This is a genomic window from Iodobacter fluviatilis (genome assembly GCF_900451195.1).
GTDB lineage: Bacteria > Pseudomonadota > Gammaproteobacteria > Burkholderiales > Chitinibacteraceae > Iodobacter > Iodobacter fluviatilis.
Map to the genome: position 1 here is coordinate 2,669,066 of NZ_UGHR01000001.1, position 25,425 is coordinate 2,694,490.

The window sequence follows — 25,425 nt, forward strand, 5'->3', positions numbered from 1 at the left end:
TCATGCCTGCAAACTATTTACACGGTGTAGAAACCCTTGAATTAGAGCGAGGTCCGCGCCCAGTAAAAACCGTCAAAAGCGCAGTGATTGGGCTGATCGGCACCGCGCCCATTGGGCCGGTCAATGCCACTACCTTAAGCCGGTCAGAAACAGACGGCGCGGTATTTGGGCCTCAACTACCAGGGTTTACTATCCCACAGGCGCTGGATGGCATTTACGATTTTGGCGCTGGCACAGTGCTGATCATTAACGTGCTCGACCCTGCAGTACATAAAACCAATATTGCGGCCGAATCGGTTGCACTGGATGTCAGCACCGGCAGCGGTAAAACCAGCAAGCCTGCTTTATTAAATGCCACGGTTAAAAGCGGGGATAACGTCACCACTTATGTGGCGGGCACTGATTACTCAATTGATCTGGTCTGCGGGGTGATTACCCGGATTAAAACCGGCGCAATCCCTGCATCACCGCCACCGCTCAAAGTGACGTATGACTACGCCGACCCGACCAAGGTCACGTCTGCAGACATCATTGGCGCAGTAAACGCCGCAGGCCAGCGTATTGGAATGAAAGCGCTTAAAGATACCTATAACCTGTTTGGCTTCTTTGCCAAAATCCTGATCGCTCCGGCTTTCTGCACGCAAAACTCAGTGTCAGCTGAGCTGAGCGCGATGGCGGATCAGCTGGATGCGCTTACCTATATTGACGCGCCGATTGGCACCACGTTTGCTCAGGCTCTCGCGGGCCGTGGCCCAGCCGGTACGATTAACTTTAATACTTCCAGCGATCGCGTGCGGCTTTGCTATCCGCATGTGAAGGTCTACGACCCGGTACTGCAGGCCGAACGGCTGGAGCCATTGTCGGTACGCGCTGCTGGCCTGCGGGCCAAAGTCGATCTCGACAAGGGGTTTTGGTGGTCCAGCTCTAATCAGGAGCTGCTGGGCATTACCGGCGTAGAGCGTCAGCTTTCCGCCATGATTGACGACCCCAGCTCTGAAGTGAATATGCTCAATGAAGTGGGCATTACCACGGTATTTAATAGCTACGGCACTGGAATGCGTTTGTGGGGCAATCGCACGGCTGCATTTCCTACCGTGACGCATATGCGTAATTTTGAAAACGTGCGGCGTACTGGCGATATGCTGAACGAAAGCATGCGCTACTTCAGCTTGCAATATACGGATATGCCGCTGAATCAAGCACTCATCGATAGCCTGGTTGAATCAGCAAATGGCTATGGCCGCAAGCTGATCGGCGATGGGGCACTACTGGGTTTTAATGCCTGGTTTGATCCAGCACGTAACCCGCAGACGGAACTGGCTGCTGGGCATTTACTCATCAGCTACAAATACACCCCACCGCCACCGATGGAGCGATTAACCTTTGAAACCGAGATCACATCGGAATACCTGCTCACATTAAAGGGGGCTAAATAATGGCTAGGATCGAAATCAACCGCATTACCAACGCTAATATCTATGTGAATGGCAATTCACTGCTAGGTAAAGCGGAGGAAATTAAGTTGCCGGATGTGACAGCAATCATGCAAGAGCATAAGGCGCTGGGAATGGTGGGCAAAATCGAGCTGCCCGCTGGGTTTGAAAAATTAGAGGGTGAGATTAAATGGAACTCGCTCTACAAAGATGTGGCCAAGATCATGGCCAACCCTTTTAAAACCGTGCAGCTGCAGTGCCGCTCTAACGTCGAAACCTACAACAGCCAAGGCCGAGTGCAGCAAGTTGCTCTGGTCACGTTCCTCACGGTCAATTTTAAAAAAAATCCGCTGGGCACGTTTAAGCAGCACGACAACGCAGAATTCCCCGCCAGTTTTTCAGCGACGTATATCAAGCAGGTGATGGATGGCGAGGAGATCCTGGAGCTGGATTACATGGCTAACATCTTCCGTGTGAATGGGGAGGATATGCTGGACGAGTACCGGCAGAATATTGGGGGCTAGTCCTGCAAGGCGTCAGATATAAAGCCCAGCCAGAGATGGCTGGGCTTTTATTATTTTTTTAGTCGTGCCATTTTGCAAAGTAAATTAAATGCTTTCTCGAAAGGTGAGTTTACAACCAAATTTCTTTCTATATTTTCAGGAGGCATACTATTTAAAGCCACCCCAGAGCGGTTTTTCCCAGCAAAAAACAATGTACCAAGCACATGAAACGTCCTCGTTTCACAGTTTCCCTCTACATCATTCATCACTGATTGTGGAGCGCCAATAATATTACTTTCAGGTAAATTAGCCACAATGTATGAGTGAAATCCGACCCCCGAATAATGTTCTTTGTCATAAAAAAAACCGTTAGTTTTGACATATATTTCTTTACCGCTACTTTGAACCTTTTGCCAAACATCATCGGATGAGCCAATAACATGCTCATCCGATGGAGAAGTACTTATTGAACCATCAGAGTTGATTTGAAATCTAAGAGTTTGAGTCACACCTTTTTCTGATGTTCCCGCCAAAGTTGAAACTTGGCTCCCTGAAAGGTTTTCTCCATTTTTTCCAAAAAAAGACTGTGCTTCTTCTGGTTGGAGCGCGGCCAGAAGCGTTGTAACCGTGGCCAAATAATTACCAGGGGGTAGTGGAGTTTTATTTTTCAAAAAAGGGCCAAATTCAGCGGTCTGATTCGTAGATACTACTGATTCATTTTGCCCGAAATAGCCATTCCCTCCCTGATTAACAGGGCTAACTAAAGCAGCAACCAATCTTGTTTTTCTTGGTAAGTTACTTTTTAATCTAAGCGTTAGTTTCTGACTATTACCAATTACGTTCAAATCTAGCATGACTTCAGATGCGACGGCATGTGAAGAAATAATATAGATAAATGTAAGCACAAAAAAAAATTTCACTTTTAACTCCTCCAAATCCATAAACCCTAGGGTTAGCTCGGTAGGTTGAGCTAAAGCTCTATCAGCCCAACCAAAGGAGCAAGGTTGAGCACCAAGTTAGGCGGTTGCAATAGATGGTTAATACTTCCATGTGCAATAACCTGGAAAAGATTGCAGCTCTTCAATTGCATTGGGATTTCCTTCTAATGCTTGTTTTGCAAGCTTCCCACATTTCGAATTTGGTTTTTTCGTATAGTGTTGCGCTACATTGTCGGAGCAAGCACTGCATAACCCCATGTCATTGAATTTCTGCTTTGAATACCCGTAGCTTTTCCCAGCATCAGACCGGTTGTCTATACCGAGAGCTTCTTTGATTGCATCGACTTCAGATTTCTTTACAAAACCGCTGTCAATTGAACTTCTAATTCTATTTGCATTGCCTTTACACAAATTACTTACAATATCCTCGTGATACCTGTTGTAGTAACCATCAGGTAATCCGGCCAATTTAGCCAACTCTTCCATTTTCTCATGATAGTTTTCGTTCCCATGCTTAACATCATTACATTTAACCCCCGCATTTGCAGGAAATGGAAAAAACCCAAATAACAGGACAAAGAATAGAATTCTCTTCATTGCAACTCCTTAGTTTCAAAAGCGGCCTAACGTTTGAACTCACCGGCGGCCGAAGGCCATCCGGTAAAACGAATAGTTAGGTACTTATTGGGGGCCGATAGGATTGCCTCGTGCCCGCTCGGTAGGTTGAGCACAGGGTTAGATGACACTATTCATGCCCTCAATAAATTGTGATTTTCCACCGTTTGACGGATGTCTAATGTAGCTGAACGATTGCTCTGGAAATACTTGCTTAAGTGCTGCTACACCTTTATGCCCGATACCTGCGACAAATTCAGGTTTGTAAATATGATGAAGCTCGCTGAGTATTTCAGCGCCAAATGTTACTTCCTCATCAGTGGGCGCTCTATTCCCATCGATTTTGCCTTTGTCATGCGGATGAAATGGAAATGAATTCCAGAACAATGGCGTCGTTTCTTTTTCAGACAAATAATTCCATACGATTGTGGCGGTGCTTTCAGTCTCGATACGCGGCAACTGAATTTTATCTTTTAGGGCTACTAACAATGGATGTGGTATTTCCTGAAATGCTCTACCGCTGGTAAATGGAATGCCGGTAATACGACAACCTCTATGGCCCGGTGCTTCACCCACCAGCAAGATTCTCTTGCCCCCTTGATTCATCATGTACTCAAAGTAATGACGAAGATTATTGACGGCATATGTCTCAAGGTATGGATTCGCAACCGTATCCGAGTGTGGGTATTCCGCTAGTTTTTCGAGCAATTTTTCTATGAGCGTCATTGATATTGGCCGTGTTATCTAACAATATGTAGACACCCTAAAATGGCAGCACGGTAGGTTGGGCTAAAGCTGTATCAGCCCAGCATTTAAAAACGCTGGGCTGATAAGTTACTAGTCCAAGGCACCGTACTTAATACGTTTTAGGGTTATATATCACTTGCTGGAAGGAGGCGCATTGCCTCGCCCGCCGCCTGATGGATTCCCTGTGGTACTTGGCCAGCCACCGGGTTGACCACTTCCTTTACCACCACTACTGGACCCACCTTTGGAGCCGCCAGTATTCCCTCCGGCACTCCCTGTATTTCCACTGCTGCCGCCTTTGCCTCCACCACTGCCTTTGCTCATTTGAGTCACCTTCAAGATAAGCCGGATAAAAATGGCCAACGCCGGTCCGGCAACGACGTAGACGCCTATAAGTATTAGCCCATTACACAGCCCTTTGTACGCCCCTCCTATGAAAACCAGCTCGATGGGCTTTTCTAAACCTCATTAACTGACTCCTCTCCTTCGCTCCCGCAAAATCCTTTGTGTTTGTTCGGCCACATTTTTGGCTTATTAACTGACCTAAAGGACACCTGATCATGGTTATTACTATGCAATTTCCCTTTACAACTGCGGCTGGCGTCAAAGTTGAATCCGTTACAACACGGCGGCTGAAAGTAAAGGATCTAAAGTCAATCGGTGAGCGTTCTGGGGGCAGTGAGACCCAATTGGAACTCAATGGTGTCGCTCTCATGTGCAATTTGGTTCCTGAGGATTTAGAAGAAATGGATGCTGCAGATTACCAAGCGGTGAAAGGTCGATTTCTTGAAGTCGTGGGTATCACTGGATCGGATTTGGCAGGGACAAAGCCTGCTGGCAAGATGGTTCCGCTTCCAGCCTAGTGAGATAGACCGGCTTTCAATTCATGATTTTTGTCGGTGGGTAAATGAAGCGTGTGTGCAGATTAAGCAGGAGCACCCTGAATCATCCAAATATTGACCGCTGAAATACAGTGGTACAGCGCAAAAGGTGTGCAGCATGGCAGATTTATCCATTGGAATTAGGATTGGAGCAGCGCTGGCGGGATCGTTCTCGTCGGCGTTTACTGGTGCGCGGGGCACGCTCGGCCAGTTGGGGCAGGTGGCTGACCAGCTCCGCGCCCGCCACACCCGTCTTGGCGAAGCAATGGCCCGCGCTGCATCACATCCTGCCCGCAATGTGGATGCGTTGCGCCGCCAATATGAACGGCTGGGGCAGACACTAGAACAGTTACGCATTCGTCAGGAAAGATTAGCTGCCAGCATGGCGCGAGGTGCCGCATTACGCCAACAACGCAGTGCGATGGGGGCTGAATTAATTGGTACTTATGCGGGAGGCGTCGCTGCAGCTGTTCCTATGATTGGTGCCGTTAAACAGGCCGCTAATTTTGAGTCTGGCCTGCGTGATATTGCAATTAATGGCAATTTAAAAGCACAAGAGGAGTTTCAGCTTGGCCACGCAATACGAAAAGCGGCATTAACGACCAATCAAGGACATGCCGCTATTTTACAAGGGGTTGGTACGCTCGTTTCATCCGGGATGGATGCTAAGAAAGCAGGTGAATACTCTGGCCTGCTGGGCAAGGTTTCTACTGCAACCAATGCGGATATGAAAGAGATTGCTGCAATGGTTTATTCCCTGTCAGAAACACTGGGCATCAAGGGTGAAGCCCCTCTTAAAGAAGCATTTAACCGAGCTGCATTCGGCGGAAAATTGGGGAGGTTTGAATTAAAGGATATGGCTAAATCTCTGCCTGAAATGACGGCCGCCTTTGCTGGCAAGGGGATTATGGGTCAACAGGCGTTGACGGAAATTATTGCAAGCTTGGAGGTCGGCCGAGAAGCTGCTGGCTCAGGCGATGAAGCGGTAACTAATTTGCGCAATTGGATGGCGCATATGAATGCTCAACACACGATAAGCAATTACAACAAGGCTGGTGTTGATTATCAAAAATCTATGTCAAATCTTGTCTCAAGCGGTGACTCGTCATACGAGGCGTCCCTCAAAATTGCAAATAAATTTATTGCTGGTAAAGGGGATGCCTTTATGAAGGCATGGAAGGATGCAGGAGCAAAGGGTAATGAAGATGCACAGCGCAGGCTAATGGAAAGCTTTGGTTTAAATGAGGTATTCCAGGATATTCAAACCATTAACCATTTGCTGGCAATGCGCCAAGGCTGGGATAAATATCAGCAAAATAAAAAGCAAATGGGTAGTAAGCAGGCGATGGGAACGATAGATGAAGACTATCAAAAACGAATAAATGCAGCCACAAAAGCCTGGGAAAAGTTTAAAACAGGGCTTGCCGATTTAGGAATTTCAGTGGGAAGTGCCCTGTTACCTGCACTTACTTCTTTGATGACGACACTAACACCCATGATCGGTGCCTTTGGGAAGTTTGCCGAGGCCCATCCAGGCGTCATTCGAGCGGTAGCCGGGACGGTGCTTGGTATTGTGGGGTTAAAAATTGCCTTTCTATCGCTGGGCTGGGGAATAAACTTTTTTATCAGATCACCCTTGAACACGTTGAGTACAGTTTGGAATACCGTTGCTTCTAAGTGGACACTCCTTCGCGCCTTGTTGCTCAGCGGCGGCTCGCGTCTTTCCAGTTTTTTTCAATTATTCGGCATGGGTGCAGCACGGGCCAATGCGTTTGTGGCCTCCATTGGCCGGATGGGCAGCTGGATCGCCTCTGCATTTACCCGAATTGGCCCTTTCTTCTTACGCTTCGTGGGCTTGGCCAGATCGCTTGCCGGTGTTTTAGCGGGGCGATTAGTGAGCGGCATCATGATGGCAGGCCGAGCCGTGCTTTGGCTGGGCCGAGCATTAATGATGAATCCGATCGGGCTGGCGATTACGGCGATCGCGGTGAGTGCTTATCTGATTTACCGCTACTGGGACAAAATCAAGCCGTGGTTTGCTAATTTGTGGGCCAGTGTAAAAGCCATTTTTACCGGGGCTGCAGATTGGATGAAGGGCATTACTGACAGCTTTGCCGGTTTTGGTGCTCATATTATTGATGGCTTGGTGAATGGCATTAAATCTAAATTTAGTGCGGCCAAAGATACGATCGTAGAGTTTGGCCAGAATTTAAAAGGCTGGTTTGCCGACACCCTGGGCATCCAGTCCCCATCTCGGATTTTTCTGGGGTTTGGCGACAATATCGCCCAGGGTGCGGCGCTGGGTATTGGCCGTTCTGCTGCACTGGCCACTCGCGCCGTTGCCACAATGGCGCAGGCCAGCGCCACGGCATGGGGTAAGCCAGAGCTGGCATCGCCTTTTGTGGATGTGGCAAACCGTGTAGCCAGCGTGGTGCCTCGCGCATCCGGCAATGAACAAGGGCCAAATGCATCTGGGGGGATGACCGTTCACTTCTCACCACAAATCACAGTGCAAGGCGGTGATCCTGCCCTGGTGCAAAACCAGGTAAACCAAGCGTTGCAATCCTCTTATCCAGAGTTTGAAAGGATGATGAAGCGCTACGAGGCCAATAGAAAACGCGGCAGCTACGGGGGGAATGCCTGATGTTCGCCATTCTCGGCACCGTTGAGTTTGATCTCATCACCTATTTTGACGGGCTGGAAATCAGCTATGGCGCAGACTATGCCGAGCATGCCCTCATTGGCCGCAAGCCTCGGCTGCAGCATGTGGGCGATAAGCTGGACGAGATCAAAATTGATTTGGTTTTTCATGCCAGCTATTGCAAGCCAGAGGCCGAGTTGTTGCGCCTGCGTAAGGCGATCGCCGCGCATGAGGCCATGTCGTTTGTGCTGGGCAATGGTGATTACAAAGGCCGCTTTGTGATTACTGATGCCACGGCCACAGGCCGCCAGACGGATAAATCCGGCAGCATGATCGCGCTGGAGGCCCAATTATCCCTGCGTGAATATACCGGCGAGGATGCTAAGCCCCGCCCGCTGGCCATCGTGAGCGGCAGCAGCCCGCTACCGCTGCAGGCCCAGCTGAATAAATTAGCCGTGCCCGGTGTAGTGGCGACTATTCCTGCAATTAGCCCATTATCACAAGCCATCTCAATGGCAAAAGGCGCTTTGAATACAGCCAGCCAGGCTCTGACTGCAGTAGCTGCCGTGCGCCAGTTGGCTAAATCTGATCCTGTCTCTGCGCTGGCCCGTCTGCCCGGCGTCAGTGCCACGGTGGGCGGTGCTTTGCCGGGGCTGGGGGCGGTAGCGGAGCAAATGGGCGGGCTAAAAAATATTACTGTTGTGGCCAGCGATGCAGCGCAAACCGTGCAGCGGGTGATGCGGGTGCGTGGTGAAATGAGCAGCATCACGCAAAACATGGCCAGCGCCAATGCGGGTAATTTGCTCTCTGTTTTAACCTCGGCAAACGGGGCAATTCAGCGGGTAGATAGCGAGATCCGGGGCGCAACCCTGCCACTTGCCCGCATGACTGCGGCGGCTGTGACCAGACAGGTGGCCGGATGAACCTGACTCATATCACCACGGATGGCGATCGCTGGGATTTGCTGGCGTGGCGCTACTACCGCGATATATCGCGTATTCCGCTGTTAATTGACGCCAATCCGCACATGGCCATTAGCGAAGTACTGCCCAGCGGGCAAACCGTACTGATCCCGATTATTGAAGAAGAGGTTTCAACCGAGGATCTGCCGCCATGGAAGCGATAAATACCCCCGCATTTGAGCTGAACTACAACGGCCGCAATATCACGCGAGATATCGCGCCTTATGCACTTTCCTTAACGTATACAGACAATTTGAGTGGTGAGGCTGATGGGCTGGATATTGAGCTGGAAGACACGGATGGCCGCTGGCTAAACAGCTGGTACCCGGAAAAAGGCGCGGAGTTGTCTTATCGATTTGGCTATCTGCAGCAGGCACTGATCAGCGCGGGCCGGTTTGATATTGATGAGCTTGAGCTGTCCGGCCCGCCGTCTGTAGTGCGGATTCGCGCCCTTGCTGCTGGGGCACAAAAGGCGTTACGTACCCGCAAGGGTAAAGATTATGAGGCCACCACGCTAGCCGATATCGCGGGGCAAATTGCTAAATCAAACAATATGACGCTGGTGGGCAAAATCGAACCGCTGCAGATTGATAGGGCCACGCAATATAAAGAAGGTGATCTGGCGTTTTTACACCGCATTGCTAGGCAGTATGGCTACGCATTTAAAGTGACTGAAAACTCCACCCGCCTAGTGTTCTGGAAAAGCGCCGACCTGCACCAGCAAAAGCCGGTGCGCACCTTCTCTCCCAAGGATTTATCGGGCTGGAGCTTCACCGATAAAGTGTCTGATGTGCCTGCAGGCGTTGAGGTATCCCACCACAATGCCAAAAGCAAAAAGCTGGTGGTTTATGGCGTAAAAGATGGCGAAACCGCCGTGGTTGGTGCATCCACATCGGGCAAAAGCAGCAGCGCCGACACGGTTAAAATCACCCGCCGCGCTCCCACAGCGGCATCTGCAGAGGCGCAGGCCAAGGCGGCGCTAGACCAGCGTTTAATCGAACGCACCACCGGCAATATCAACCTGATTGGCGATCCGGCCTTGGCGGCTGGAGTGACGATTGAATTGGCGGGGTTTGGCCAGTTATCAGGCATTTACACCATCAGCAAAGCCGTTCACAGCATCAACCGGGGCGAAGGCTACACCACTACATTGGAAATCAAACGCGGTGCCGCATCCTCTAAGGGAACCAAAGGGGCAAAAACCAAAGGCTTGGCGGTGTACGGCATGAAAGACGGCAAGGTTGAGGTGGTCGATCACTCGGCGGCCAAGGCTAAAAAACATGGATGAGACCTTTGAGGAAAGCGGCGTCACCCTTAAGTTTGGCGTTGTACTCGCCAGCCAGCCAGGCTTTGCGCGGGTTAGCCTGCCGGACACCGACAATCTGCGCACGATGTGGCTGCCGATTGCGTACCCGAAGACCCAAGATGATGAGTGTTACTGGACTTATGACACCGGCGAGCATGTGGCACTGTTGCTTGATGCTCAGGGCGAAGATGGGGTGATTATCGGGGCGATTTTTTCTGATGCGGATACCCCGCCAGTGACCGACCCGAATAAATTCGGCATCAGGTTTAAAGACGGTGCCATGCTGGAATACGACCGGCAAACCCACACGCTAAGCGTTACCGGCGTATCGAAAGTGATCGTAGAAGCCAGCACGACCATCGTATTAAAAGCGGGCAGCAAAGTGACAATCGACTCCCCAGAAGCAGAGTTCACCGGCAAGCTGCAAGTCGATGGGCTGCTTACTTATCTCGGTGGTCTTGAAGGCAGCGGCGGTGGCGGTTCTAAATTTACTGGCCGCGTTGACGTGGATGGGGATGTTCATGCCACTGGCTCTATTATTGATGTGGCGGGTAATTCAAATCACCATTCCCATACGTAAACCTTAAACCGCTTTAATATCCCTTCCCCCTGCATAGCGCCATCATGGCGCTATGACTCAGCTCAAAGATATCTCCTCCCTGCATTGGCAAACCGCTTTAGGCGGTGATGGCATTGTCGAAAATATCGACGACATCCATCAAGCCATTGCCATTATTTTGCGCACCCCGCAGGGGGCAGACCCATTGCGGCCAGAGTTCGGCAGCAAGCTGCGTGAATATATCGATTACCCCATTAATCGCGCCCGCCCGCATGTGGTACGCGAAAGCGTGGAAGCGATCGCCCGCTGGGAGCCTCGCGTTTCTGTTGAGCGTGTGTCGTTTGAGCTGGGTGAGCCAGGGCAGGCAATGATCAAAGTGTTCTGGCGTTTGCCCGATGGGTTTACAGATCAAACGGCGGTATCTCTATGACAACCCTGCCCAAAGTCATCGATGATGATAGCCAGGCTATCACTGCCGAGCTGATCACGGCATTTGAATCCATGACGGGTAAAACGCTTTTCCCTGGGCAGGTGGAGCGGTTGTTTATTGATTTGATTGCATACCGTGAAACCTTGTTACGCAGTGCGATCAATGATGCTGCCCGGCAAAATCTGGTGGCGTTTGCCCGAGGCCCGATGCTGGATTATTTGGGGGAGCTGGTGGGGGTAAGCCGGTTGCCTGCTCAGCCTGCCCAAACTATTGTGCGTGTGACCTTCGCTGCGCCTTTGACCGCTGTGTTGCTGATCCCCGCTGAAACGAGGGTGCAAACCGCTGCAGGGCTGCAGTTTTATTCACTCAGTGAGATGATGCTGCCGCTGGCCAGCCCCTACGCCGATCTTGCTGTGGCCGCTGTTGAATTGGGCACAGGAGGAAATGGGTACTTAGCAGGGCAAGTTAATGTGCTGCTTGACCCTATAGGCGTAGCGGTCAGCAGTGTGGCTAATCTGGCGGTGACATCGGGCGGCGCAGAAATCGAGAGCGATGATCGTCTGCGCGAAAGCATCAAGTTGGCCCCGGAAGTATTTAGTGTTGCGGGCAGCAAGTTGGCGTATCGGCAGCATGCGATGCGGGCGCACCAGGATATTGTTGAGGTGGCCGTCACTTCACCCGCTCCGGGTGAAATCCGCTTGTATCCATTACTCAAATCAGGCCTGCCCACTGCGGCCATTCTGGCGGCGGTGACGGGCAAATGCTCGAATGAAAAAGTGCGCCCGCTATCGGACTCGGTGCAAACACTGTCTCCCGTTGAGCGCCCGTACACGCTCTCTGCTCAGCTAACTCTATATAGCTATGCAGATGCAGTGGCCACATTGGCGGCTGCGCAAAAACAAGCCGCACTGTTTGTGGCCACGCAGTCTGCAGCATTGGGGCGGGATATCGTGCCCACCCAAATTGTGGGCGTTTTATCTGTTCCAGGCGTTTATCAGGTGACGCTGCTTGCACCTGCTGCGCTGTTGTCGGTGGGTGAGGCCGAGTGGGCGCATTGCACCAGCATCAGCGTAGTGCTGGCGGGGGTGAGCGATGGCTAATGCAACTCCGCCAGTACTGGCACTCGATCCCCGTTTTGGCCCGCTGGCCCAGCTCTCTGAGCGGCTGACTGGCCTCGATATTTCCCGTGTATTGGTTAATTTGGTTGATCTGGCCGAGCCATCAGTGCTGCCGTTTTTGGCCGATCAATTCCACGTTATGGGGCACCACGGCTGGGGCGCGGCGGCCGATGATGACGCACGCAGAGCACTGATTAAATCTGCTATCGAATTACATCGCTACAAAGGCACACCTTGGGCAGTCAAACAGGCACTGACGACGGTGGGGCTGGAACATTTCACGCTGATTGAGCACCCAGCCGATGCCCACTGGGCTGAGTTTGACCTGGAAATCAGCGTTATTGATCGCCCGCTCACCGAGGCGGTCGATCAGCAAATCACGCAGATGATTGAGATGTACAAACCGCAGCGCTCCCATCTGCGGCGGCTGCAGGTGTCGGTTGGCTCGGTCGAAATGATTCACGCGGCCTGCCTGCTTTTTTCTGGCGATATCGTGACCGTGCAGCCCTATAAAAATACCGAATTCCCAACCGCCACCGCGATGCGCTGTATTGGCATTGGCATGCATGTTTCTGATGTTTTAACTATTTATCCGAGGATGTCATGAGCTACAACACGCTACTGACCGCGCTGGGCGCAGCGGAAATGATTTCAGCGCAAGCAACGGGCACTCTGGTGCCATTTACACATCTGGCTCTAGGCGATGGCAATGGCGCAGCGATCACGCCGGTTGAATCTATGACGGCGCTAACGCATGAAGTGCATCGCGTAGCGATTACCTCTGTCACGCCCGACGCTGAAAACCCAAATTGGTTAGTGATTGAAGCGGTGGTGCCGACGACTGTGGGCGGCTGGACAATCCGTGAAGTGGGGTTGATTGGTGGCAATGGCGCAGGTAATAAGCTTTTGGCCATAGGCAATTTTCCAGACACGTATAAGCCGCTGCTTGCGCAAGGCTCAGCGCGGGATATGCTGCTGCGGATGATTATTCAGCTTGGCAATGCATCAGTGGTGCAGCTGACGATCGACCCTAGCGTGGCCCTGGTCACGGCGCAATCGCTCATCAATGCGATCAATGCGCATGAGCTAAAGCCAGATCCTCACTCGCAGTATTTAACGCAGCCAGAGGGCGATCAGCGCTATCGCCAAAAGTCTGAAGTGATTGAGGCAACGGACATGTGGCTCACTGGCGATGCCACCCCGCATCTGCCTGCTGAGGGCGGGCTGCGGATTTATAGCATGCTGGGCCTCAATAAAATCACGCTGGATTCACGCACGGCTACACCCAATAAGCTAGTACTGGCGATTGCACAAATAGGCGGCACGCCGACTGTTGAGTCTGTTGACGGCGTACAGGTTAATTTCCCGCTAACGCTCAACCAGGCACCGCTGAATTACTGCCGCATTGTAAATAGTTCGATTCCACAGGGTATTTGGACAGGGGCCAGCTATGGCCGCCGTTCGTATTTGGGCTATGTGGCAGCGGACAGCGGCAAAGGGGCCGCTTGCGGGGCAATCGTAATGGGCAATGTTTCGGTGCTGCTGACCATGGTTTCGGATGGGATGCTGATGCAGGCCTATGCGACAGATACCAAAATGCTGGGCACTGCGCTAAAAGTGTCGCAAATACAGGATGAAGCCAACGCCAGGCCACAGCTGATCGTGGGTTTGTTTCCGCTGGATGCCACACGGTTTTTATTTATTGGCTCTATTCATTCGGTAGTGGTAACGCTCACCGGGCTGACGATCACCATAGGCACGATCGCTACGGTGGGCGTGGTTGGCGCAGAATATTATCGCGCCGCTGGCCTATTGTCTGGCTCTACATTCTTGATTACAGGCTCGGTGAGTAATGCGGTGAAGGCCCGCACAATCTCTGTTTCTGGCAGTACGATCACGGTGAATGCCGCAGTGCAGGCGTCGTATGTCTCAGGCTCTGATCAGCAAAGGCTGGTCATCTTAAGCGCAACATCGGCAATCTTAGGGAGTGATCAGGGGGTATGGGCGCTGGCAATAAATGGTGCAACGGTCCGTATGAGCGCGACAATCACCGCGCTGGCGGGATGCACTAGTCAGGTGCTTTGCGGTGGAGTTACCGCGAATACGGCGCTGGTGTGGGGCTACGACACGACCGCGCCTACGTCTTATAAAGTAGCAGTGGCAACCGTAACCGATGTAGCTGTGGCTTTGGGTTTTGTTGTTTCCGTTGCAGAAAACACCAGCAGCCTGCCGGTACCGCCGCCTTACGTCCCATACCCAGAGAATTATCACTCTGCAACACGTTTGATTCGTCTGACCAGCAGCAGCTTTGCACTGGCTCAAGCCAAGCTGCGACACGTTAGCGTATCGGGTACTACCGTCACGGTGAGTGATGCGGTAAACCCCACGGCATCAGCAAGCAATATCACTAAGCTGCCCGATGGCACGCTGCTTCTCTCTGATAACAGCTCAACGCCCGGCGTAAAGACGTTTACAGCAACAGGTGGCGTGATCGCCCTTGGCCCCGTGCTGTTTCCGACCCCTACACCCAAACTATCAGGCCACAGCCTCTCAGATTTTGCTGAGAAAAAGCTGCTGGGCAATGTTTATTACGACTACCCGCTGGTGGGTGGGAGCAGCACTACCACAATCAATACGATTTTTTCTCTGCCTGGCCCGGCGTCGATTCTATTAGGCGACGGCAATAGCTTTATTTTCCGTGATAAATACTGAGGACGCCGCAATGAAAGCCATCGTATTAGATATCTTAGTCATCGGCTGCAGCGCAAGCGCCACGCTGGCCAACGGCATCGTGCATACCGCAGAGATGAATTACGCCGGTTTTGATAATAAAGAAGTGTTGATTGTCGATACCGATCATGACGTCACTGGCTACACGTATGCAGCGGGCCAGTTTGTGGCACCAGCGCCTGTGCTCAGCGCATCCCCACTTGTGACGCCGATCGAATTTAAGCTGTTATTTACCGCCGCAGAGCGCGTGGCGATCAAAGCAGCCCGCGCAGACCATCCACTAATCGCTGACTTTTACGAGATCATCGAAGACCCGCGTTTAACTCATGTGGATTTGAATCTGCAATCAACCCGATTTGCGCTGATGTATTTGGAAGAGCAAAGCTTGATTACCGCAGCACGACGGCTGGAAATTTTAAGTGGGGTGGTGCAGTAGGTTGATGTAAAAGCAGACTGAGCCACCAAAAGCAAAGGAGCCTCTTGGCCCCTTTGGTGATAAAAGTGAAATTCTTTTGCAAATAGTGGAAAATGCAGCCAACCCATTTATCGCGCGCAACACCCCCAATTTTTCGCGCCGCGCTTCAGCTTAAAAGTCCCCTTGAAACACGCCGGAGCGAGGAACAAGCGGGGCGGGGTTTCGGCAAGGGAGCGAGGAACGAGCCAATCCCGCCCGCCGCCGACCAGATTGTCCGCAGCGAAGGGGTTTCGCGTTTGTGGGGTCGCCTTCTTTGCTTACTTTCTTGGCGAAGCAAGAAAGGAAGGCCCCGCGGTGGCTACCGCTCCAAAATCAACGTACCGAAGGCACTAAAAAGATCTTTTTGGCCTTGCCTGGCTCACATGAGATTTCACCCCTCATACGATTAAACATCACTAATTTCCCCTTCTAACCTCAATGCCTGCGCCGCTTGCTGCGGATTAGCCTGCCCGCAAATAGCAGAGACCACGGCCACGCCGTCGGCTCCTGCTGCGCGCAAAGCGGCCACGCGGCCAAGACCAATTCCACCGATTGCCACAGCGGGCAGCGATTTAATCTGCATCAGGAGGGCAAATTCTTCCAGACCAATCACTGGCGACGCATCCAGCTTGGTGCCGGTTGCAAAAACCGGCCCCACGCCGATGTAATCGACAATATCCAGTGGCACAGCGGCCATTTGCCCGGCGTTAGATGTCGATAAACCTAATATTTTATTTGGGCCAATCAGCTGGCGAGCCATTTCTGGCGCGATATCCTGCTGGCCCACATGCACGCCTGCCGCATCCACGAGGAGCGCCACATCGATATGGTCATTAATGATTAGGGGAATATTAAGCGGATCAAGCGCAGCTTTCAGGGCAAAAGCGGCAGAAACCCACTGGCGTTTTTTCCATTTTGGGGCGCGTAATTGCACAATCGTCACGCCCCCTGCCACCGCAGCCAGCGCAGCCAGCGCAGTAGCCACCATACCCTGTTCACCACCACAGAGATCAGGATCTAGGACCAAATAAAGAGACAGATTAAAAATCGGCTTCATTCATCCACCGCCTTTAGCATGGCAGGCTGCATGATATAGAGCGCATCTAAAAAGGCGGGCAGAAAAGTACCTGGGCCATCGCAGGCGGATTCGGCGCGCTCACCGGCAATCGCCATCACCGCACATGCTGCGGCCACTGCGGCCAGACGATCTGATGCCCCTGCTACAAAAGCGGCCGTGACTGCCGATAAAGCGCAGCCCGTACCCACAACGCGGGTCATCAGTGCATGCCCCCATGGCACAGCCCATGTCACCTCACCATCGCTGACATAATCCACCTCACCCGTCACTGCCACAATGGCACCCGTTTGTCGGGCAAGGCGCTGAGCTGCGGCGATGGCCAGCGCGGAATGCGCCGTGCTGTCCACCCCTTTGCCACTTGCGTCTTCTCCGGCTAGGCACATGACTTCTGAAGCATTACCGCGAATGACGGCAGGCCCTTGCTTAAGTAAATCATGCAAAGCTTCTGTGCGGTAAGCTAATACGCCCGCCGCCACAGGATCAAGCGCCCATGGCGTGCCTGCGGCATTGGCCGCGGCAACGGCTTTTTGCATCGCCGCAAGGCGGGCCGGATAGAGCGTACCCACATTAATCAGCAGTGCATCGGCCATGGCGGCAAACTCGGCGACTTCTTCTTCGGCCACAATCATAGCGGGGGATGCCCCCAGCGCCAGCAATACATTGGCGGTAACCGACTGCACTACTTCATTACTGAGACAATGAACAAGAGGCGCAGCAGCGCGCAGGCGGGCTAATTCTTCGCCCACACGATGCAAAGGAAACTGAGGAATAAGCGCAATGGTGTGTAAATCAGACATTTGAGTTCCTTGAGCAGAAAGCCTGCGCCAAGGAGCGCCGACTTCCCTACGCTGGCATGATCCAGATCAGGTCACGGGTATTTCTCAGCCACTACTTAATCAGCGGCACCCCGAGTCAGGGGGCCATTTTGCGGATTATCAGCCGGGCAGACAAGCGTAAAAGATCAAATTTTGCGCATAAAAAGCACAAAAAAATGAATTTCACCCCGGCGCGTGCAAAGCCAGCTGAGCCTTTACCCTGCTAAGCAATAAAGGCAGGCAAAGCGGCTTGGCCATATAGTCGGCAGCCCCCAGCTCCATTCCGCGCATTTCATCATCCGCATCAGATCTGGCCGACATAAAAATCACGGGGATATTCGCCGTTCGCGCATCGGCTTTTAATTGGCGGCATACTTCATAGCCATCCATTTCCGGCATCAGAATATCCAGCAAAATCAGACGGGGCAAAGGATCTTGCACCAGCATATCCAGCGCTTCTGCACCATGCTGCGCAACGCGGATATTGAACTCCTTACCCAGCATTCGCTCAATCAGCAACAAATTCATAGGCGTATCGTCTACAGCCAGAATGGTGACATCCGGCGTTTTGGCCGGCACTGCGGGCTCACTGGCATCCGCCACATGGTTCACCCCATCAAGCGCCACAATTAAATCAACTAAAAATCCCAGTAAATTACTTGAAAACGCCTCCAGCATCGGTTTTAACATGGCATCACCCGGATGGAGCCGAACCAATAACTCAAGCTCAGCCGCCAAATCAGCCAGATCAGCCGCGCCAATACTCGCCGCAACCGATTTACTGCTGTGCAGCAAACGCTCTGCAGTCAGTACATCCTTTTCTTCCAGCGCCACATTAATTTCTGCAATGACAGAAGATTGGCCGTGAATAAATTTTCTGAGCATTTCCAGATAAAGTGTTTCTTTACCCAGCACCCGCCGTAAGCCCGCTGCCACATCCAGCCCCGGCACATCCAATGCCTCCAGTTTGCTTTTCAATACCAGATCACTGCTTTTACTCGGCACAGGCAAAACACCGCCCTGCAGATTAACAGGCCGGGGTGGAATCCAGCGCAGCAGCGCCATCCATAAATCATGCAGCTCTATGGGTTTGGCCACATGCCCGTTCATTCCTGCTGCGGCGCATCGCTCCTGATCGGCCTGCATGGCATTGGCGGTCATCGCCACGATGGGCAGAGATGCAAAATCCGGCCATTCCCTGATTTTTTTCGTTGCAGCGATGCCATCCATCACAGGCATTTGCATATCCATCAGTACCAGATCATAAGAAACCTGTTGCACCTTATTGAGTGCCTGCTGGCCGTTTTCAGCTAAATCAACAATAAAACCGGCATCTTGTAATAAATCCATCCCAACCTGCTGATTTAAATCATTATCTTCAACCAATAAAATCCGGGCACCCAAAATGCCTGACAAATCCACCTCATGGTATTCGCGTACTAATTCATGCACCTCTTTCGCATCCAATACACGCATGGTGGTATCAAATAATTGCGAGGCATTTACGGGCTTGATCAGAATTTCGTCTACAGCGGCAGGGTTAACTTCGCTTAAAACTTCTTCCCTGCCATACGCCGTCACCACAATCAGGCGCGGCATCACAGGCAAGGCCATTTCCTGAATCGCCAGCGCCGTTTCCTTACCCCCCATCTGCGGCATGCGCCAATCCAGAAAAACCACTTTAAACGGATCGCCCGCTGCCGATGCCTGAGCCAGAGCCGCAATCGCCGCCATGCCTGATAAGGTCACCACCGGGCGAAAAGTCATCGACACCAGCAGATCCGCCAGCACGCGGGCCGAATCGGAATTATCATCCACCACCAGCACCGCCTGATGGCGCAGATCCAAGCTGGGCAGCAGCTCTCTCTGTGCCTGCTGGCTGATGGCCACCCTAGACGTAAACCAGAACGTACTGCCTTGGCCCACAACGCTCTGCACCCCTACTTCGCCCCCCATCAGTTGGGCCAGCTGTTTAGAAATAGCCAAACCAAGGCCAGTGCCACCGTAACGCCGGGTTGTGGAGGTATCGGCCTGCTGAAATGATTGAAATAAACGCTCCAGCTGCTCTGCTGAGATACCAATCCCTGTATCGCTCACTTCCCAATACAACAGCACCCCGGCCTCATCCTGCCCTTGTACCCTGCAAACTAATTTAATCACGCCTTCATCGGTAAATTTAACCGCGTTATTAGCATAATTAATTAAAATTTGCTCCAACCTTAAAGCATCACCGCAGAGTGTGCGCGGCACATCACTGGCAATATCAAATACCAGCTCCAGCCCCTTTGTATTTACTTTTTCAAGCAGCAAGTCAGCGAGGTCTTCAAGCAATTTATCGATATTAAAATCGAGCATTTCAATTTTTAAATGCCCTGATTCAATTTTAGAAAAATCCAAAATATCATTGATAATACCTAAAAGATGCTGGCCTGATTTTTGAATTTTTTCAATATAATCCCTTTGCTTAAAAGTCAGATTTGATTTAAGCACCAGATAAGACATACCAATCACGGCATTCATTGGCGTGCGGATTTCATGGCTCATATTGGCCAAAAAATCTGATTTCATCCGGGAAGCCTGATCCGATTGAATCCGTGCTTCTTCCAGCTCTATTTTTTGCACCTGCAAAGAATGATTCAGCAGCGCCAGCGCCTGGGTGCGCTCTGATACGCGGCCTTCTAAGACTTCTTCATTTCGCTTTAATACCTCAACCAGCTCTTTCTGGCTGCTTAATGCCTCTGCCTGCGCCGCGGCGCGTTGTTTTTCCTGCCTGAGCATGGCCAAAGCCAAAAGCAAGGTCAGCACGCACTGAAACCCCGTCAGGCCACTGGCCACCAGCACTTGGCGCGTGACTTCTGTGCGACGGGCATCAGCCAGCTCCGCTGCGGCGACAGAGGCTTTAACACCCAGCTCTCTAATCTGCCACTCCAGAGCAAACAACTTTTTATACAAAATTTGCTTGCTAGCCGCATCTAAAACACGATCAGGTGCAACGCCCAGATAATGATCCGCCTCGGCGGTAAATACATTTAAAGCCTTCATCGTACTGGTATAAACGGGCTGTTTATTCATCAATATTTTTGACTGGCCCACTTGGCAACTAATAATACGGCTTACAAATAATTCATAACGAAAAGCCAGATCATCAATACTGACTTTCTCTTCATTCATCAGATGTATATCAAATGCAGAATAAAGGCGCTGATAATCCACATTTAATTGAATCAACGCCCACATCGCGTTGTCATTTGCCCGGCCAATTGAATTATTTAAACTTTGAAACTGAGAAAACTGAACGGCAGCAATGGCCGCATAAACCGCAATCAAGCTGCTTACAATAAAAAAAAGCAGCCGTTTGCTCCGCTTCATACCGGCCCCTTTACTGGACGATTATTTTAGAGAGCTGCCAAACCGATCGGGTGTAATAAATATCCTGATGTAATTCTTTATACTGATCAAAAGGATAAACAATAAACAATGGCCCCTTATCCCTCACCGCCATCGGCTTATCATCTAAAAGCCGGGCAATAATAATGGGATATTTAATGGCGTCCTGAAAAGGAATTTCAACGCGGTAATCATCAAGGGCCAACGCAGAAATCTGCACGCCTTTGGCGCCGGCCGCCGCCAGTACATCCCTTAAAAGAGGCCCGGTAAATTTAACCGGCTTTTCATACCATGGTGTTTTGCTGACAAAACTATGCTGCGGAAGCTTTGTCAGCATGTCCATACTAAATTCGGCATTTTTACCACTATTTTGCTGACTCAATGCGCCAGAAACAGCAAGCACTACCTTGCCGTTCGGCACATCCAGAGCAAAGCAGGTCACAGAAAACAGACTAAGGGCCAGAAAGAAAGCCAGTTTCATGCTGATTTACTCCACAGACGTTGACGCAAAAAACACTCATCCTATTACACACTAGTATTGAATGCCGTTTCTTGCTTCCTGTGCCGCACAAACCTGCCGACCACCTCACTAAAAAGCACTTGATCTGCTTACAGGAAACCTACTTAATCAACGAGCCAAGCAATGCAATACCTTGCTGAATCTGCTCAAAGCTTGAATGGCTGAAATTCAGCCTGATCGTGCTCGACGGGTGAGGCACAGGATCAAAAGCTGAGCCCGGCATAATGGCAAGGCCAGCAGTCAGCGCCTCTTGCATCAGCTGCATCACATCCTGCTCGTTTTTGAGCGTCAGCCAGAAAAACAGCCCACCTGATGGCAGCGCCCAGCTGGCTTTATCGCCCAAATGCTGCAGCAGCGCGGCCTGCATCACATCTCTTTTTTCACGATAGAGCGGCAGAATATTCGCCACATGCTGATCCAACGAGCCATCCTGAAGCAGCTGCGTCACAATCGCCTGACTTAAGCGATTACTGTGTAAATCTGCCGCTTGTTTTAATCGTGTCATCGCCTGAATCAAATCAGGATGCACAATCAGATAGCCAAGGCGTAAACCGGGCGCCAGCGTTTTAGAAAAAGACCCCTGATAAATCCAGCGAGCCTGTTTTAAATGAGAAACAATGGGTGCAGGTGCGGGGCCATCAAAAGAAAGATCACGGTAAGGATCATCTTCAAACACCACCATGGATTGTGTATCAAATGCCCCAGCCAGCGCCTTGCGCCTTGCCTGCGAATAACACAAGCCAGTTGGATTCTGAAAAGTAGGCACAAGGTACGCAAGGCGTGCATCCGCCCCAGCCACAGCCTGCGGCAGCAGCCCTTCTTCGTCTTGTGCTGCCGTCACAAAATGAGCGCCCATCAGCCGGAACACCTGCAGCGCAGCCAGATAGGTCGGCGATTCAGTCAGCACGCGCGTGCCTTCTTCTACCATTAATTTACTGACTAAATCGATACCCTGTTGCGAGCCATTTACAATCAGAACCTGCTCGGCCTTGCAGGCTATGCCCAGCGCCCTCGCCCGGATGGCCACTTGCTCCCGGAGCGCAGGCTCGCCCTCTGTTTGCCCGTACTGCCAGATATCGTCAGGCAATTGCCCCAACACCTGAGGTGAAGCCCTGAATAAAACTTCGCTGGCAGGTAAGCCGCCAGCAAAAGAAATCACACCTGGCCGTGATGCGGCAGCTAAAATGTCTCTGACCAGAGAAGAAGTAAGACGGTCAATACGCTCAGCAAACATAGGACTCACCAGACAGGTCAATAGATATGACCTATTTATGCCGTATGCTCAGCCATCCGTCAATACGTAACTTGCGCATGCGCGCTAGTACATAAGCAAAAGCATCCCGGCAAGACAGCCCACAGCGGAGAGATTTTTACATATGTACTTCACACGATACTGAATAATGAACCAACACCACACACTCAACGCGGATCTGGAAAGCTTGTTTTATGGCTACCGCACATTTACATCCCTGCCGGACGAAATGCTCACCCCTTTGCAGCTGGCAAGAGTGCACCACCGGATTTTATATTTTGTGGCGCGGGATCAGGGGCTGTCAGTGAATACACTGCTAGCACGTCTGGGCATTTCCAAGCAGGCTCTGAACCGGCCATTAAGAGAGTTGCAAGCCAAGGGCTTGGTCATTGCCAGCACCGCCCGCCATGATGCGCGTGTAAAAAGTCTTGCCCTGAGTGAATCGGGCCAGGCATTAGAAGAGCAGCTTTCCAGCAGCCAGCGCGAATTACTGCAGCAGGCCTTTGCCCAAAGCCCGGAATCGGAAGCGGGCTGGAGAAAAATCATGTCTATCCTTGCCAGCAATCAGCGCGCATTCAGGCCCCCGACATGAAGCTGAGTATTGTTATCCCGTTTATGAACCCAAATAAACAGCATTTTTCTGACATGCTAAAGGGGATTGTGACGGCTGATTTTTCATGCTTTGCTGATATTGAAGTGATTTTAATTAACGATGGCAGCCAGCACGATTATCAGGAAGAAATCAGCCTGTTTGCTCAGGCAGCCCCATGGCTGCATCTTCTCACCATTCAATTAGCACTTAATCGAGGCGTATCCTGTGCCCGCAATCTGGGCATGGCCGCAGCACAAGGGGATTACATCGCCCTGCATGATGCAGACGACATCAGCCTGCCGGAACGCTTTGCCCACTCTGCTCGTTTTCTGGCCGGGCACCCGGATGTGATCGCAGTCAGCGGGGATATGCTGGTTTTTAATGAGCAGTGCTCAGAAGAATCACTGCGCCTTTTTCCGCTGCATCACCATGATATCTGCGTGGATAATTTGTTTTATTGCGCCATGGCTCAGCCCGCCATGATGATTAACCGTGCGCTATGGCTTAAAAGCAATATTCAGTACACAGAAAAAATGGATATGGCGCAGGATTGGGATTTTGTGATTCGTCTTAGCCAGCACGGGCAGCTTGCCAATATGGGCATTCCTTTAGTGCGCTACCGTCAGCATTTAAAACAACGCAGCGCCGGAATCAGTAGCGAATTTGCCAATATCCATGTGCAGGGCATCTGGAAAAAACAGCTAGAACAATTAGGAGCGGATATTCATCCCGGCCTATTACACGTACATGGCCATTTATCACCCTACTGGCTTTGGCAGCTTTCGGACATTCATCAGGCATGGGCCTTACACCCTGAGGATGTCAGTGCTTGGGCGCAGGAAATGCTGAGCAAAAACAAAATCAGCCAATATGTCAGCGAGCCCATTCTTGCGCAAAAAATATACCGCCTGCAGCGCCAATGGCATGCATGGAAAGCCAGTGGCAATCCGGCAACACAGATTCAGTCTTTATTATAAATACGCGGCAAATTGCGATTTAATACATCACACGAAAGGAGGCTTTATGGAAACCAAACAAACCCATGGTATTCCTGTTATTTTCACCAGCAAACAACTTTGCCTTGCTGATGTTGGCGTTTTTGCCGCTGAACAAACGCCTTTATTGATTGCCGAAATTGAGCGTAATCAGCTGGGCTTCAATGGCCCATGTATTTTTGTGTATTACCAGGTGCCGCAGGATGCGCACAGCTTATTTACACTGGATATTTGTTTTCCGGTTTGCCACCCGCAGGCTAATACAGGGGCTTTTGCCTGCAAAACTTTAGCCCCGATTGATTGTGCCGTCCGCCATTATCAGGGGCCGCTGGCTGATTTATTTAATGAGGGCTATGCGCCTTTAATTGCAGAAATCAAACAATCCGGGCGCGCTTTCAGCGGCGAAAGCCGTGAGGTTTATCATTTATGGGAATCGCCGCAATCAAGCCAGAACCAAATTGAAATTCAATTTGGCCTTATCCCCAATTAAGCATTCCTTTTATGCGGAGCCACGCCATGCATCAGCACCATAAAATTAATTATATTGAAATGCCTTCCAAAGATTTAAACAAGAGCAAAGCATTTTTCAGCACGGTGTTTGGCTGGGCTTTTACAGATTACGGCCCTGAGTATTGCGCTTTTTCTGATGAGGGTATTGATGGCGGGTTTTATCTGGCAGATTTAAGCATTTCCAGCCAGACTGGCGCGCCTTTAATTGTTTTATACAGCAGCAATCTGGAAGCCAGCCTAGCGGCAGTGCTGGCTGAGGGTGGCAGCATCATTAAGCCGATATTTTCCTTCCCTGGTGGCAGGCGCTTTCAGTTTAGTGATCCAAACGGCAGTGAATTTGCAGTATGGTCAGAGTGACCCCCCATGCCGCACTGCTGCCCCATATGCCACAAGCAGAGAAAGAAGCGCTGACTGCCGCACTCACAAGCGCCCAAAGCTATTTGGAATACGGCATGGGCGGCAGCACCATTCTGGCTGCACAGCTGGGTGTGCAGCGCATTGTAGCCATTGATTCAAGCCAAGAATGGGCAGCAAAGGTAGGCACGCAGATCGCCCCGCTGCAATCCCCTAGCCAGATTGAGCTGCTGCATGCGCCCATTGGCAAAACCATGGAGTGGGGCTTTCCTGAAAACACGCAAATGCAAAGCCAGTGGCCCGATTACTACAGCAAGCCTTGGCGTTTTGCCCGTGATGTTGATCTGGTTTTAATCGATGGGCGTTTCAGAGTGCCCTGTTTTTTGTACTCGCTGCTGCAGCTCCAACCCGGTGCAATCATCCTGTGGGATGACTACGTGGAGCGCAGCGAATATCACTCTATTGAACAGCAACTTGTACCTGAAGCCTATTTTGGCAAGATGGCAAAGTTTATTGTTCCTAGTCACAAAAATACAGGCAGTATATTAAACACTCTGTTTCAGCACCTCTACGCCGTGGCTTAATACCACACCCAAGGAATGCAT

At 51.2% G+C, this 25,425-nt stretch carries 27 protein-coding genes and 1 riboswitch; of the genes, 18 read left to right on the plus strand and 9 right to left on the minus strand.

Translation table 11 applies throughout. From position 1 onward, the window contains the following. Positions 1 to 2 precede the first annotated feature (2 nt). Positions 3 to 1,436 (plus strand): phage tail sheath subtilisin-like domain-containing protein, encoded by a 1,434-nt coding sequence (locus DYD62_RS12340; protein WP_115227612.1) that lies wholly within the window; start codon positions 3 to 5, stop codon positions 1,434 to 1,436. Continuing rightward, positions 1,436 to 1,957, plus strand: a complete 522-nt coding sequence (locus DYD62_RS12345) for a phage major tail tube protein (protein ID WP_233702911.1) — start codon at positions 1,436 to 1,438, stop codon at positions 1,955 to 1,957. The genes DYD62_RS12340 and DYD62_RS12345 overlap by 1 nt, the downstream gene beginning before the upstream one ends. Positions 1,958 to 2,007: 50 nt before the next feature. On the opposite strand, the gene DYD62_RS12350 is transcribed toward DYD62_RS12345, so the two are convergent. The 4 genes from DYD62_RS12350 to DYD62_RS12365 form a co-directional block, all read right to left on the minus strand. Further along, positions 2,008 to 2,856: a surface-adhesin E family protein gene (locus DYD62_RS12350; RefSeq protein WP_132038634.1), complete on the minus strand. Its 849-nt coding sequence runs from the start codon at positions 2,854 to 2,856 to the stop codon at positions 2,008 to 2,010. 117 nt (positions 2,857 to 2,973) lie between these two features. Further along, a complete protein-coding gene (locus DYD62_RS12355) occupies positions 2,974 to 3,471 on the minus strand; it encodes a hypothetical protein (RefSeq protein ID WP_115227615.1) in 498 nt (165 codons plus the stop codon). Positions 3,472 to 3,609: 138 nt separating this feature from the next. After that, positions 3,610 to 4,215 (minus strand): uracil-DNA glycosylase family protein, encoded by a 606-nt coding sequence (locus tag DYD62_RS12360; RefSeq protein WP_115227616.1) that lies wholly within the window; start codon positions 4,213 to 4,215, stop codon positions 3,610 to 3,612. Positions 4,216 to 4,368: 153 nt separating this feature from the next. Further along, positions 4,369 to 4,560 carry a hypothetical protein gene (locus DYD62_RS12365; protein WP_132038633.1) on the minus strand — a complete coding sequence of 64 codons (192 nt, stop codon included), beginning with the start codon at positions 4,558 to 4,560 and terminating at the stop codon, positions 4,369 to 4,371. Between the two features lie 236 nt (positions 4,561 to 4,796). Here DYD62_RS12365 and DYD62_RS12370 point away from each other — a divergent pair, with 236 nt between their 5' ends. From DYD62_RS12370 to DYD62_RS12425, 11 genes are all read left to right on the plus strand, one after another. Next, positions 4,797 to 5,099: a phage tail assembly protein gene (locus DYD62_RS12370; RefSeq protein ID WP_115227618.1), complete on the plus strand. Its 303-nt coding sequence runs from the start codon at positions 4,797 to 4,799 to the stop codon at positions 5,097 to 5,099. A 136-nt stretch (positions 5,100 to 5,235) separates the two neighbouring features. Continuing rightward, positions 5,236 to 7,761: a phage tail tape measure protein gene (locus tag DYD62_RS12380; protein ID WP_115227619.1), complete on the plus strand. Its 2,526-nt coding sequence runs from the start codon at positions 5,236 to 5,238 to the stop codon at positions 7,759 to 7,761. Beyond that, the gene (locus tag DYD62_RS12385) at positions 7,761 to 8,681 is read left to right on the plus strand and encodes a phage tail protein (RefSeq protein WP_115227620.1); all 921 of its coding nucleotides are present in this window, start codon (positions 7,761 to 7,763) and stop codon (positions 8,679 to 8,681) included. The genes DYD62_RS12380 and DYD62_RS12385 overlap by 1 nt, the downstream gene beginning before the upstream one ends. Further along, positions 8,678 to 8,884 (plus strand): tail protein X, encoded by a 207-nt coding sequence (locus DYD62_RS12390; protein ID WP_099397015.1) that lies wholly within the window; start codon positions 8,678 to 8,680, stop codon positions 8,882 to 8,884. Before DYD62_RS12385 ends, DYD62_RS12390 begins: the two co-directional genes overlap by 4 nt. Continuing rightward, positions 8,872 to 10,008: a phage late control D family protein gene (locus DYD62_RS12395; RefSeq protein ID WP_115227621.1), complete on the plus strand. Its 1,137-nt coding sequence runs from the start codon at positions 8,872 to 8,874 to the stop codon at positions 10,006 to 10,008. The genes DYD62_RS12390 and DYD62_RS12395 overlap by 13 nt, the downstream gene beginning before the upstream one ends. Beyond that, positions 10,001 to 10,606, plus strand: coding sequence for a phage baseplate assembly protein V (locus DYD62_RS12400; protein ID WP_115227622.1), 606 nt, complete (start codon positions 10,001 to 10,003; stop codon positions 10,604 to 10,606). The genes DYD62_RS12395 and DYD62_RS12400 overlap by 8 nt, the downstream gene beginning before the upstream one ends. 52 nt (positions 10,607 to 10,658) lie before the next feature. Further along, entirely contained in the window at positions 10,659 to 11,015 is a 357-nt protein-coding gene (locus DYD62_RS12405) for a GPW/gp25 family protein (RefSeq protein ID WP_115227623.1), read from the plus strand. After that, positions 11,012 to 12,115 carry a baseplate assembly protein gene (locus tag DYD62_RS12410; protein WP_115227624.1) on the plus strand — a complete coding sequence of 368 codons (1,104 nt, stop codon included), beginning with the start codon at positions 11,012 to 11,014 and terminating at the stop codon, positions 12,113 to 12,115. The genes DYD62_RS12405 and DYD62_RS12410 overlap by 4 nt, the downstream gene beginning before the upstream one ends. Further along, positions 12,108 to 12,740: a phage tail protein gene (locus DYD62_RS12415; RefSeq protein WP_115227625.1), complete on the plus strand. Its 633-nt coding sequence runs from the start codon at positions 12,108 to 12,110 to the stop codon at positions 12,738 to 12,740. The genes DYD62_RS12410 and DYD62_RS12415 overlap by 8 nt, the downstream gene beginning before the upstream one ends. Then, complete coding sequence (locus DYD62_RS12420) at positions 12,737 to 14,845, plus strand: phage tail protein (RefSeq protein ID WP_115227626.1); 2,109 nt, start codon at positions 12,737 to 12,739, stop codon at positions 14,843 to 14,845. Before DYD62_RS12415 ends, DYD62_RS12420 begins: the two co-directional genes overlap by 4 nt. A 10-nt stretch (positions 14,846 to 14,855) precedes the next feature. Then, positions 14,856 to 15,299, plus strand: coding sequence for a hypothetical protein (locus DYD62_RS12425; protein WP_115227627.1), 444 nt, complete (start codon positions 14,856 to 14,858; stop codon positions 15,297 to 15,299). 424 nt (positions 15,300 to 15,723) lie between these two features. Here the strand turns inward: DYD62_RS12425 and thiE are convergent, their stop codons facing one another. From thiE to DYD62_RS12450, 5 genes are all read right to left on the minus strand, one after another. Further along, positions 15,724 to 16,374, minus strand: a complete 651-nt coding sequence (gene thiE, locus DYD62_RS12430; RefSeq protein ID WP_115227628.1) for a thiamine phosphate synthase — start codon at positions 16,372 to 16,374, stop codon at positions 15,724 to 15,726. Then, positions 16,371 to 17,192 carry a hydroxyethylthiazole kinase gene (gene thiM, locus DYD62_RS12435; protein ID WP_115227629.1) on the minus strand — a complete coding sequence of 274 codons (822 nt, stop codon included), beginning with the start codon at positions 17,190 to 17,192 and terminating at the stop codon, positions 16,371 to 16,373. Before thiM ends, thiE begins: the two co-directional genes overlap by 4 nt. A gap of 26 nt (positions 17,193 to 17,218) precedes the next feature. After that, a riboswitch (TPP riboswitch) is annotated at positions 17,219 to 17,315 on the minus strand. Positions 17,316 to 17,393: 78 nt separating this feature from the next. Further along, positions 17,394 to 20,579 carry a response regulator gene (locus DYD62_RS12440; RefSeq protein ID WP_115227630.1) on the minus strand — a complete coding sequence of 1,062 codons (3,186 nt, stop codon included), beginning with the start codon at positions 20,577 to 20,579 and terminating at the stop codon, positions 17,394 to 17,396. Between the two features lie 10 nt (positions 20,580 to 20,589). Beyond that, positions 20,590 to 21,078: a putative pterin-binding protein gene (locus tag DYD62_RS12445; protein WP_115227631.1), complete on the minus strand. Its 489-nt coding sequence runs from the start codon at positions 21,076 to 21,078 to the stop codon at positions 20,590 to 20,592. Between the two features lie 139 nt (positions 21,079 to 21,217). Further along, complete coding sequence (locus DYD62_RS12450; RefSeq protein ID WP_115227632.1) at positions 21,218 to 22,351, minus strand: aminotransferase-like domain-containing protein; 1,134 nt, start codon at positions 22,349 to 22,351, stop codon at positions 21,218 to 21,220. A gap of 166 nt (positions 22,352 to 22,517) precedes the next feature. Here DYD62_RS12450 and DYD62_RS12455 point away from each other — a divergent pair, with 166 nt between their 5' ends. Genes DYD62_RS12455 through DYD62_RS12475 form a run of 5 tightly spaced genes read left to right on the plus strand, consistent with a single transcriptional unit; the run spans position 22,518 to position 25,404 of the window. Further along, positions 22,518 to 22,961: a MarR family winged helix-turn-helix transcriptional regulator gene (locus DYD62_RS12455; protein ID WP_115227633.1), complete on the plus strand. Its 444-nt coding sequence runs from the start codon at positions 22,518 to 22,520 to the stop codon at positions 22,959 to 22,961. Further along, positions 22,958 to 23,938 carry a glycosyltransferase family 2 protein gene (locus DYD62_RS12460; protein WP_115227634.1) on the plus strand — a complete coding sequence of 327 codons (981 nt, stop codon included), beginning with the start codon at positions 22,958 to 22,960 and terminating at the stop codon, positions 23,936 to 23,938. Before DYD62_RS12455 ends, DYD62_RS12460 begins: the two co-directional genes overlap by 4 nt. A 46-nt stretch (positions 23,939 to 23,984) precedes the next feature. Further along, positions 23,985 to 24,446 (plus strand): GyrI-like domain-containing protein, encoded by a 462-nt coding sequence (locus DYD62_RS12465; protein WP_115227635.1) that lies wholly within the window; start codon positions 23,985 to 23,987, stop codon positions 24,444 to 24,446. Between the two features lie 26 nt (positions 24,447 to 24,472). After that, entirely contained in the window at positions 24,473 to 24,823 is a 351-nt protein-coding gene (locus DYD62_RS12470) for a VOC family protein (protein ID WP_115228295.1), read from the plus strand. Next, on the plus strand, positions 24,811 to 25,404 hold the full coding sequence (locus DYD62_RS12475) for a class I SAM-dependent methyltransferase (RefSeq protein ID WP_115227636.1): 594 nt from the start codon (positions 24,811 to 24,813) through the stop codon (positions 25,402 to 25,404). The genes DYD62_RS12470 and DYD62_RS12475 overlap by 13 nt, the downstream gene beginning before the upstream one ends. Positions 25,405 to 25,425 lie beyond the last annotated feature (21 nt).

Excerpts from the sequence above, each read along its gene's own strand:
- DYD62_RS12340 (WP_115227612.1), top strand. The coding sequence starts at position 3 with ATGCCTGCAAACTATTTACACGGTGTAGAAACCCTTGAATTAGAGCGA.
- DYD62_RS12345 (WP_233702911.1), top strand. The coding sequence starts at position 1,436 with ATGGCTAGGATCGAAATCAACCGCATTACCAACGCTAATATCTATGTG.
- DYD62_RS12355 (WP_115227615.1), bottom strand. The coding sequence starts at position 3,471 with ATGAAGAGAATTCTATTCTTTGTCCTGTTATTTGGGTTTTTTCCATTT.
- DYD62_RS12360 (WP_115227616.1), bottom strand. The coding sequence starts at position 4,215 with ATGACGCTCATAGAAAAATTGCTCGAAAAACTAGCGGAATACCCACAC.
- DYD62_RS12365 (WP_132038633.1), bottom strand. The coding sequence starts at position 4,560 with ATGAGCAAAGGCAGTGGTGGAGGCAAAGGCGGCAGCAGTGGAAATACA.
- DYD62_RS12370 (WP_115227618.1), top strand. The coding sequence starts at position 4,797 with ATGGTTATTACTATGCAATTTCCCTTTACAACTGCGGCTGGCGTCAAA.
- DYD62_RS12380 (WP_115227619.1), top strand. The coding sequence starts at position 5,236 with ATGGCAGATTTATCCATTGGAATTAGGATTGGAGCAGCGCTGGCGGGA.
- DYD62_RS12385 (WP_115227620.1), top strand. The coding sequence starts at position 7,761 with ATGTTCGCCATTCTCGGCACCGTTGAGTTTGATCTCATCACCTATTTT.
- DYD62_RS12390 (WP_099397015.1), top strand. The coding sequence starts at position 8,678 with ATGAACCTGACTCATATCACCACGGATGGCGATCGCTGGGATTTGCTG.
- DYD62_RS12395 (WP_115227621.1), top strand. The coding sequence starts at position 8,872 with ATGGAAGCGATAAATACCCCCGCATTTGAGCTGAACTACAACGGCCGC.
- DYD62_RS12400 (WP_115227622.1), top strand. The coding sequence starts at position 10,001 with ATGGATGAGACCTTTGAGGAAAGCGGCGTCACCCTTAAGTTTGGCGTT.
- DYD62_RS12405 (WP_115227623.1), top strand. The coding sequence starts at position 10,659 with ATGACTCAGCTCAAAGATATCTCCTCCCTGCATTGGCAAACCGCTTTA.
- DYD62_RS12410 (WP_115227624.1), top strand. The coding sequence starts at position 11,012 with ATGACAACCCTGCCCAAAGTCATCGATGATGATAGCCAGGCTATCACT.
- DYD62_RS12415 (WP_115227625.1), top strand. The coding sequence starts at position 12,108 with ATGGCTAATGCAACTCCGCCAGTACTGGCACTCGATCCCCGTTTTGGC.
- DYD62_RS12420 (WP_115227626.1), top strand. The coding sequence starts at position 12,737 with ATGAGCTACAACACGCTACTGACCGCGCTGGGCGCAGCGGAAATGATT.
- DYD62_RS12425 (WP_115227627.1), top strand. The coding sequence starts at position 14,856 with ATGAAAGCCATCGTATTAGATATCTTAGTCATCGGCTGCAGCGCAAGC.
- thiE (WP_115227628.1), bottom strand. The coding sequence starts at position 16,374 with ATGAAGCCGATTTTTAATCTGTCTCTTTATTTGGTCCTAGATCCTGAT.
- thiM (WP_115227629.1), bottom strand. The coding sequence starts at position 17,192 with ATGTCTGATTTACACACCATTGCGCTTATTCCTCAGTTTCCTTTGCAT.
- DYD62_RS12440 (WP_115227630.1), bottom strand. The coding sequence starts at position 20,579 with ATGAAGCGGAGCAAACGGCTGCTTTTTTTTATTGTAAGCAGCTTGATT.
- DYD62_RS12445 (WP_115227631.1), bottom strand. The coding sequence starts at position 21,078 with ATGAAACTGGCTTTCTTTCTGGCCCTTAGTCTGTTTTCTGTGACCTGC.
- DYD62_RS12450 (WP_115227632.1), bottom strand. The coding sequence starts at position 22,351 with ATGTTTGCTGAGCGTATTGACCGTCTTACTTCTTCTCTGGTCAGAGAC.
- DYD62_RS12455 (WP_115227633.1), top strand. The coding sequence starts at position 22,518 with ATGAACCAACACCACACACTCAACGCGGATCTGGAAAGCTTGTTTTAT.
- DYD62_RS12460 (WP_115227634.1), top strand. The coding sequence starts at position 22,958 with ATGAAGCTGAGTATTGTTATCCCGTTTATGAACCCAAATAAACAGCAT.
- DYD62_RS12465 (WP_115227635.1), top strand. The coding sequence starts at position 23,985 with ATGGAAACCAAACAAACCCATGGTATTCCTGTTATTTTCACCAGCAAA.
- DYD62_RS12470 (WP_115228295.1), top strand. The coding sequence starts at position 24,473 with ATGCATCAGCACCATAAAATTAATTATATTGAAATGCCTTCCAAAGAT.
- DYD62_RS12475 (WP_115227636.1), top strand. The coding sequence starts at position 24,811 with ATGGTCAGAGTGACCCCCCATGCCGCACTGCTGCCCCATATGCCACAA.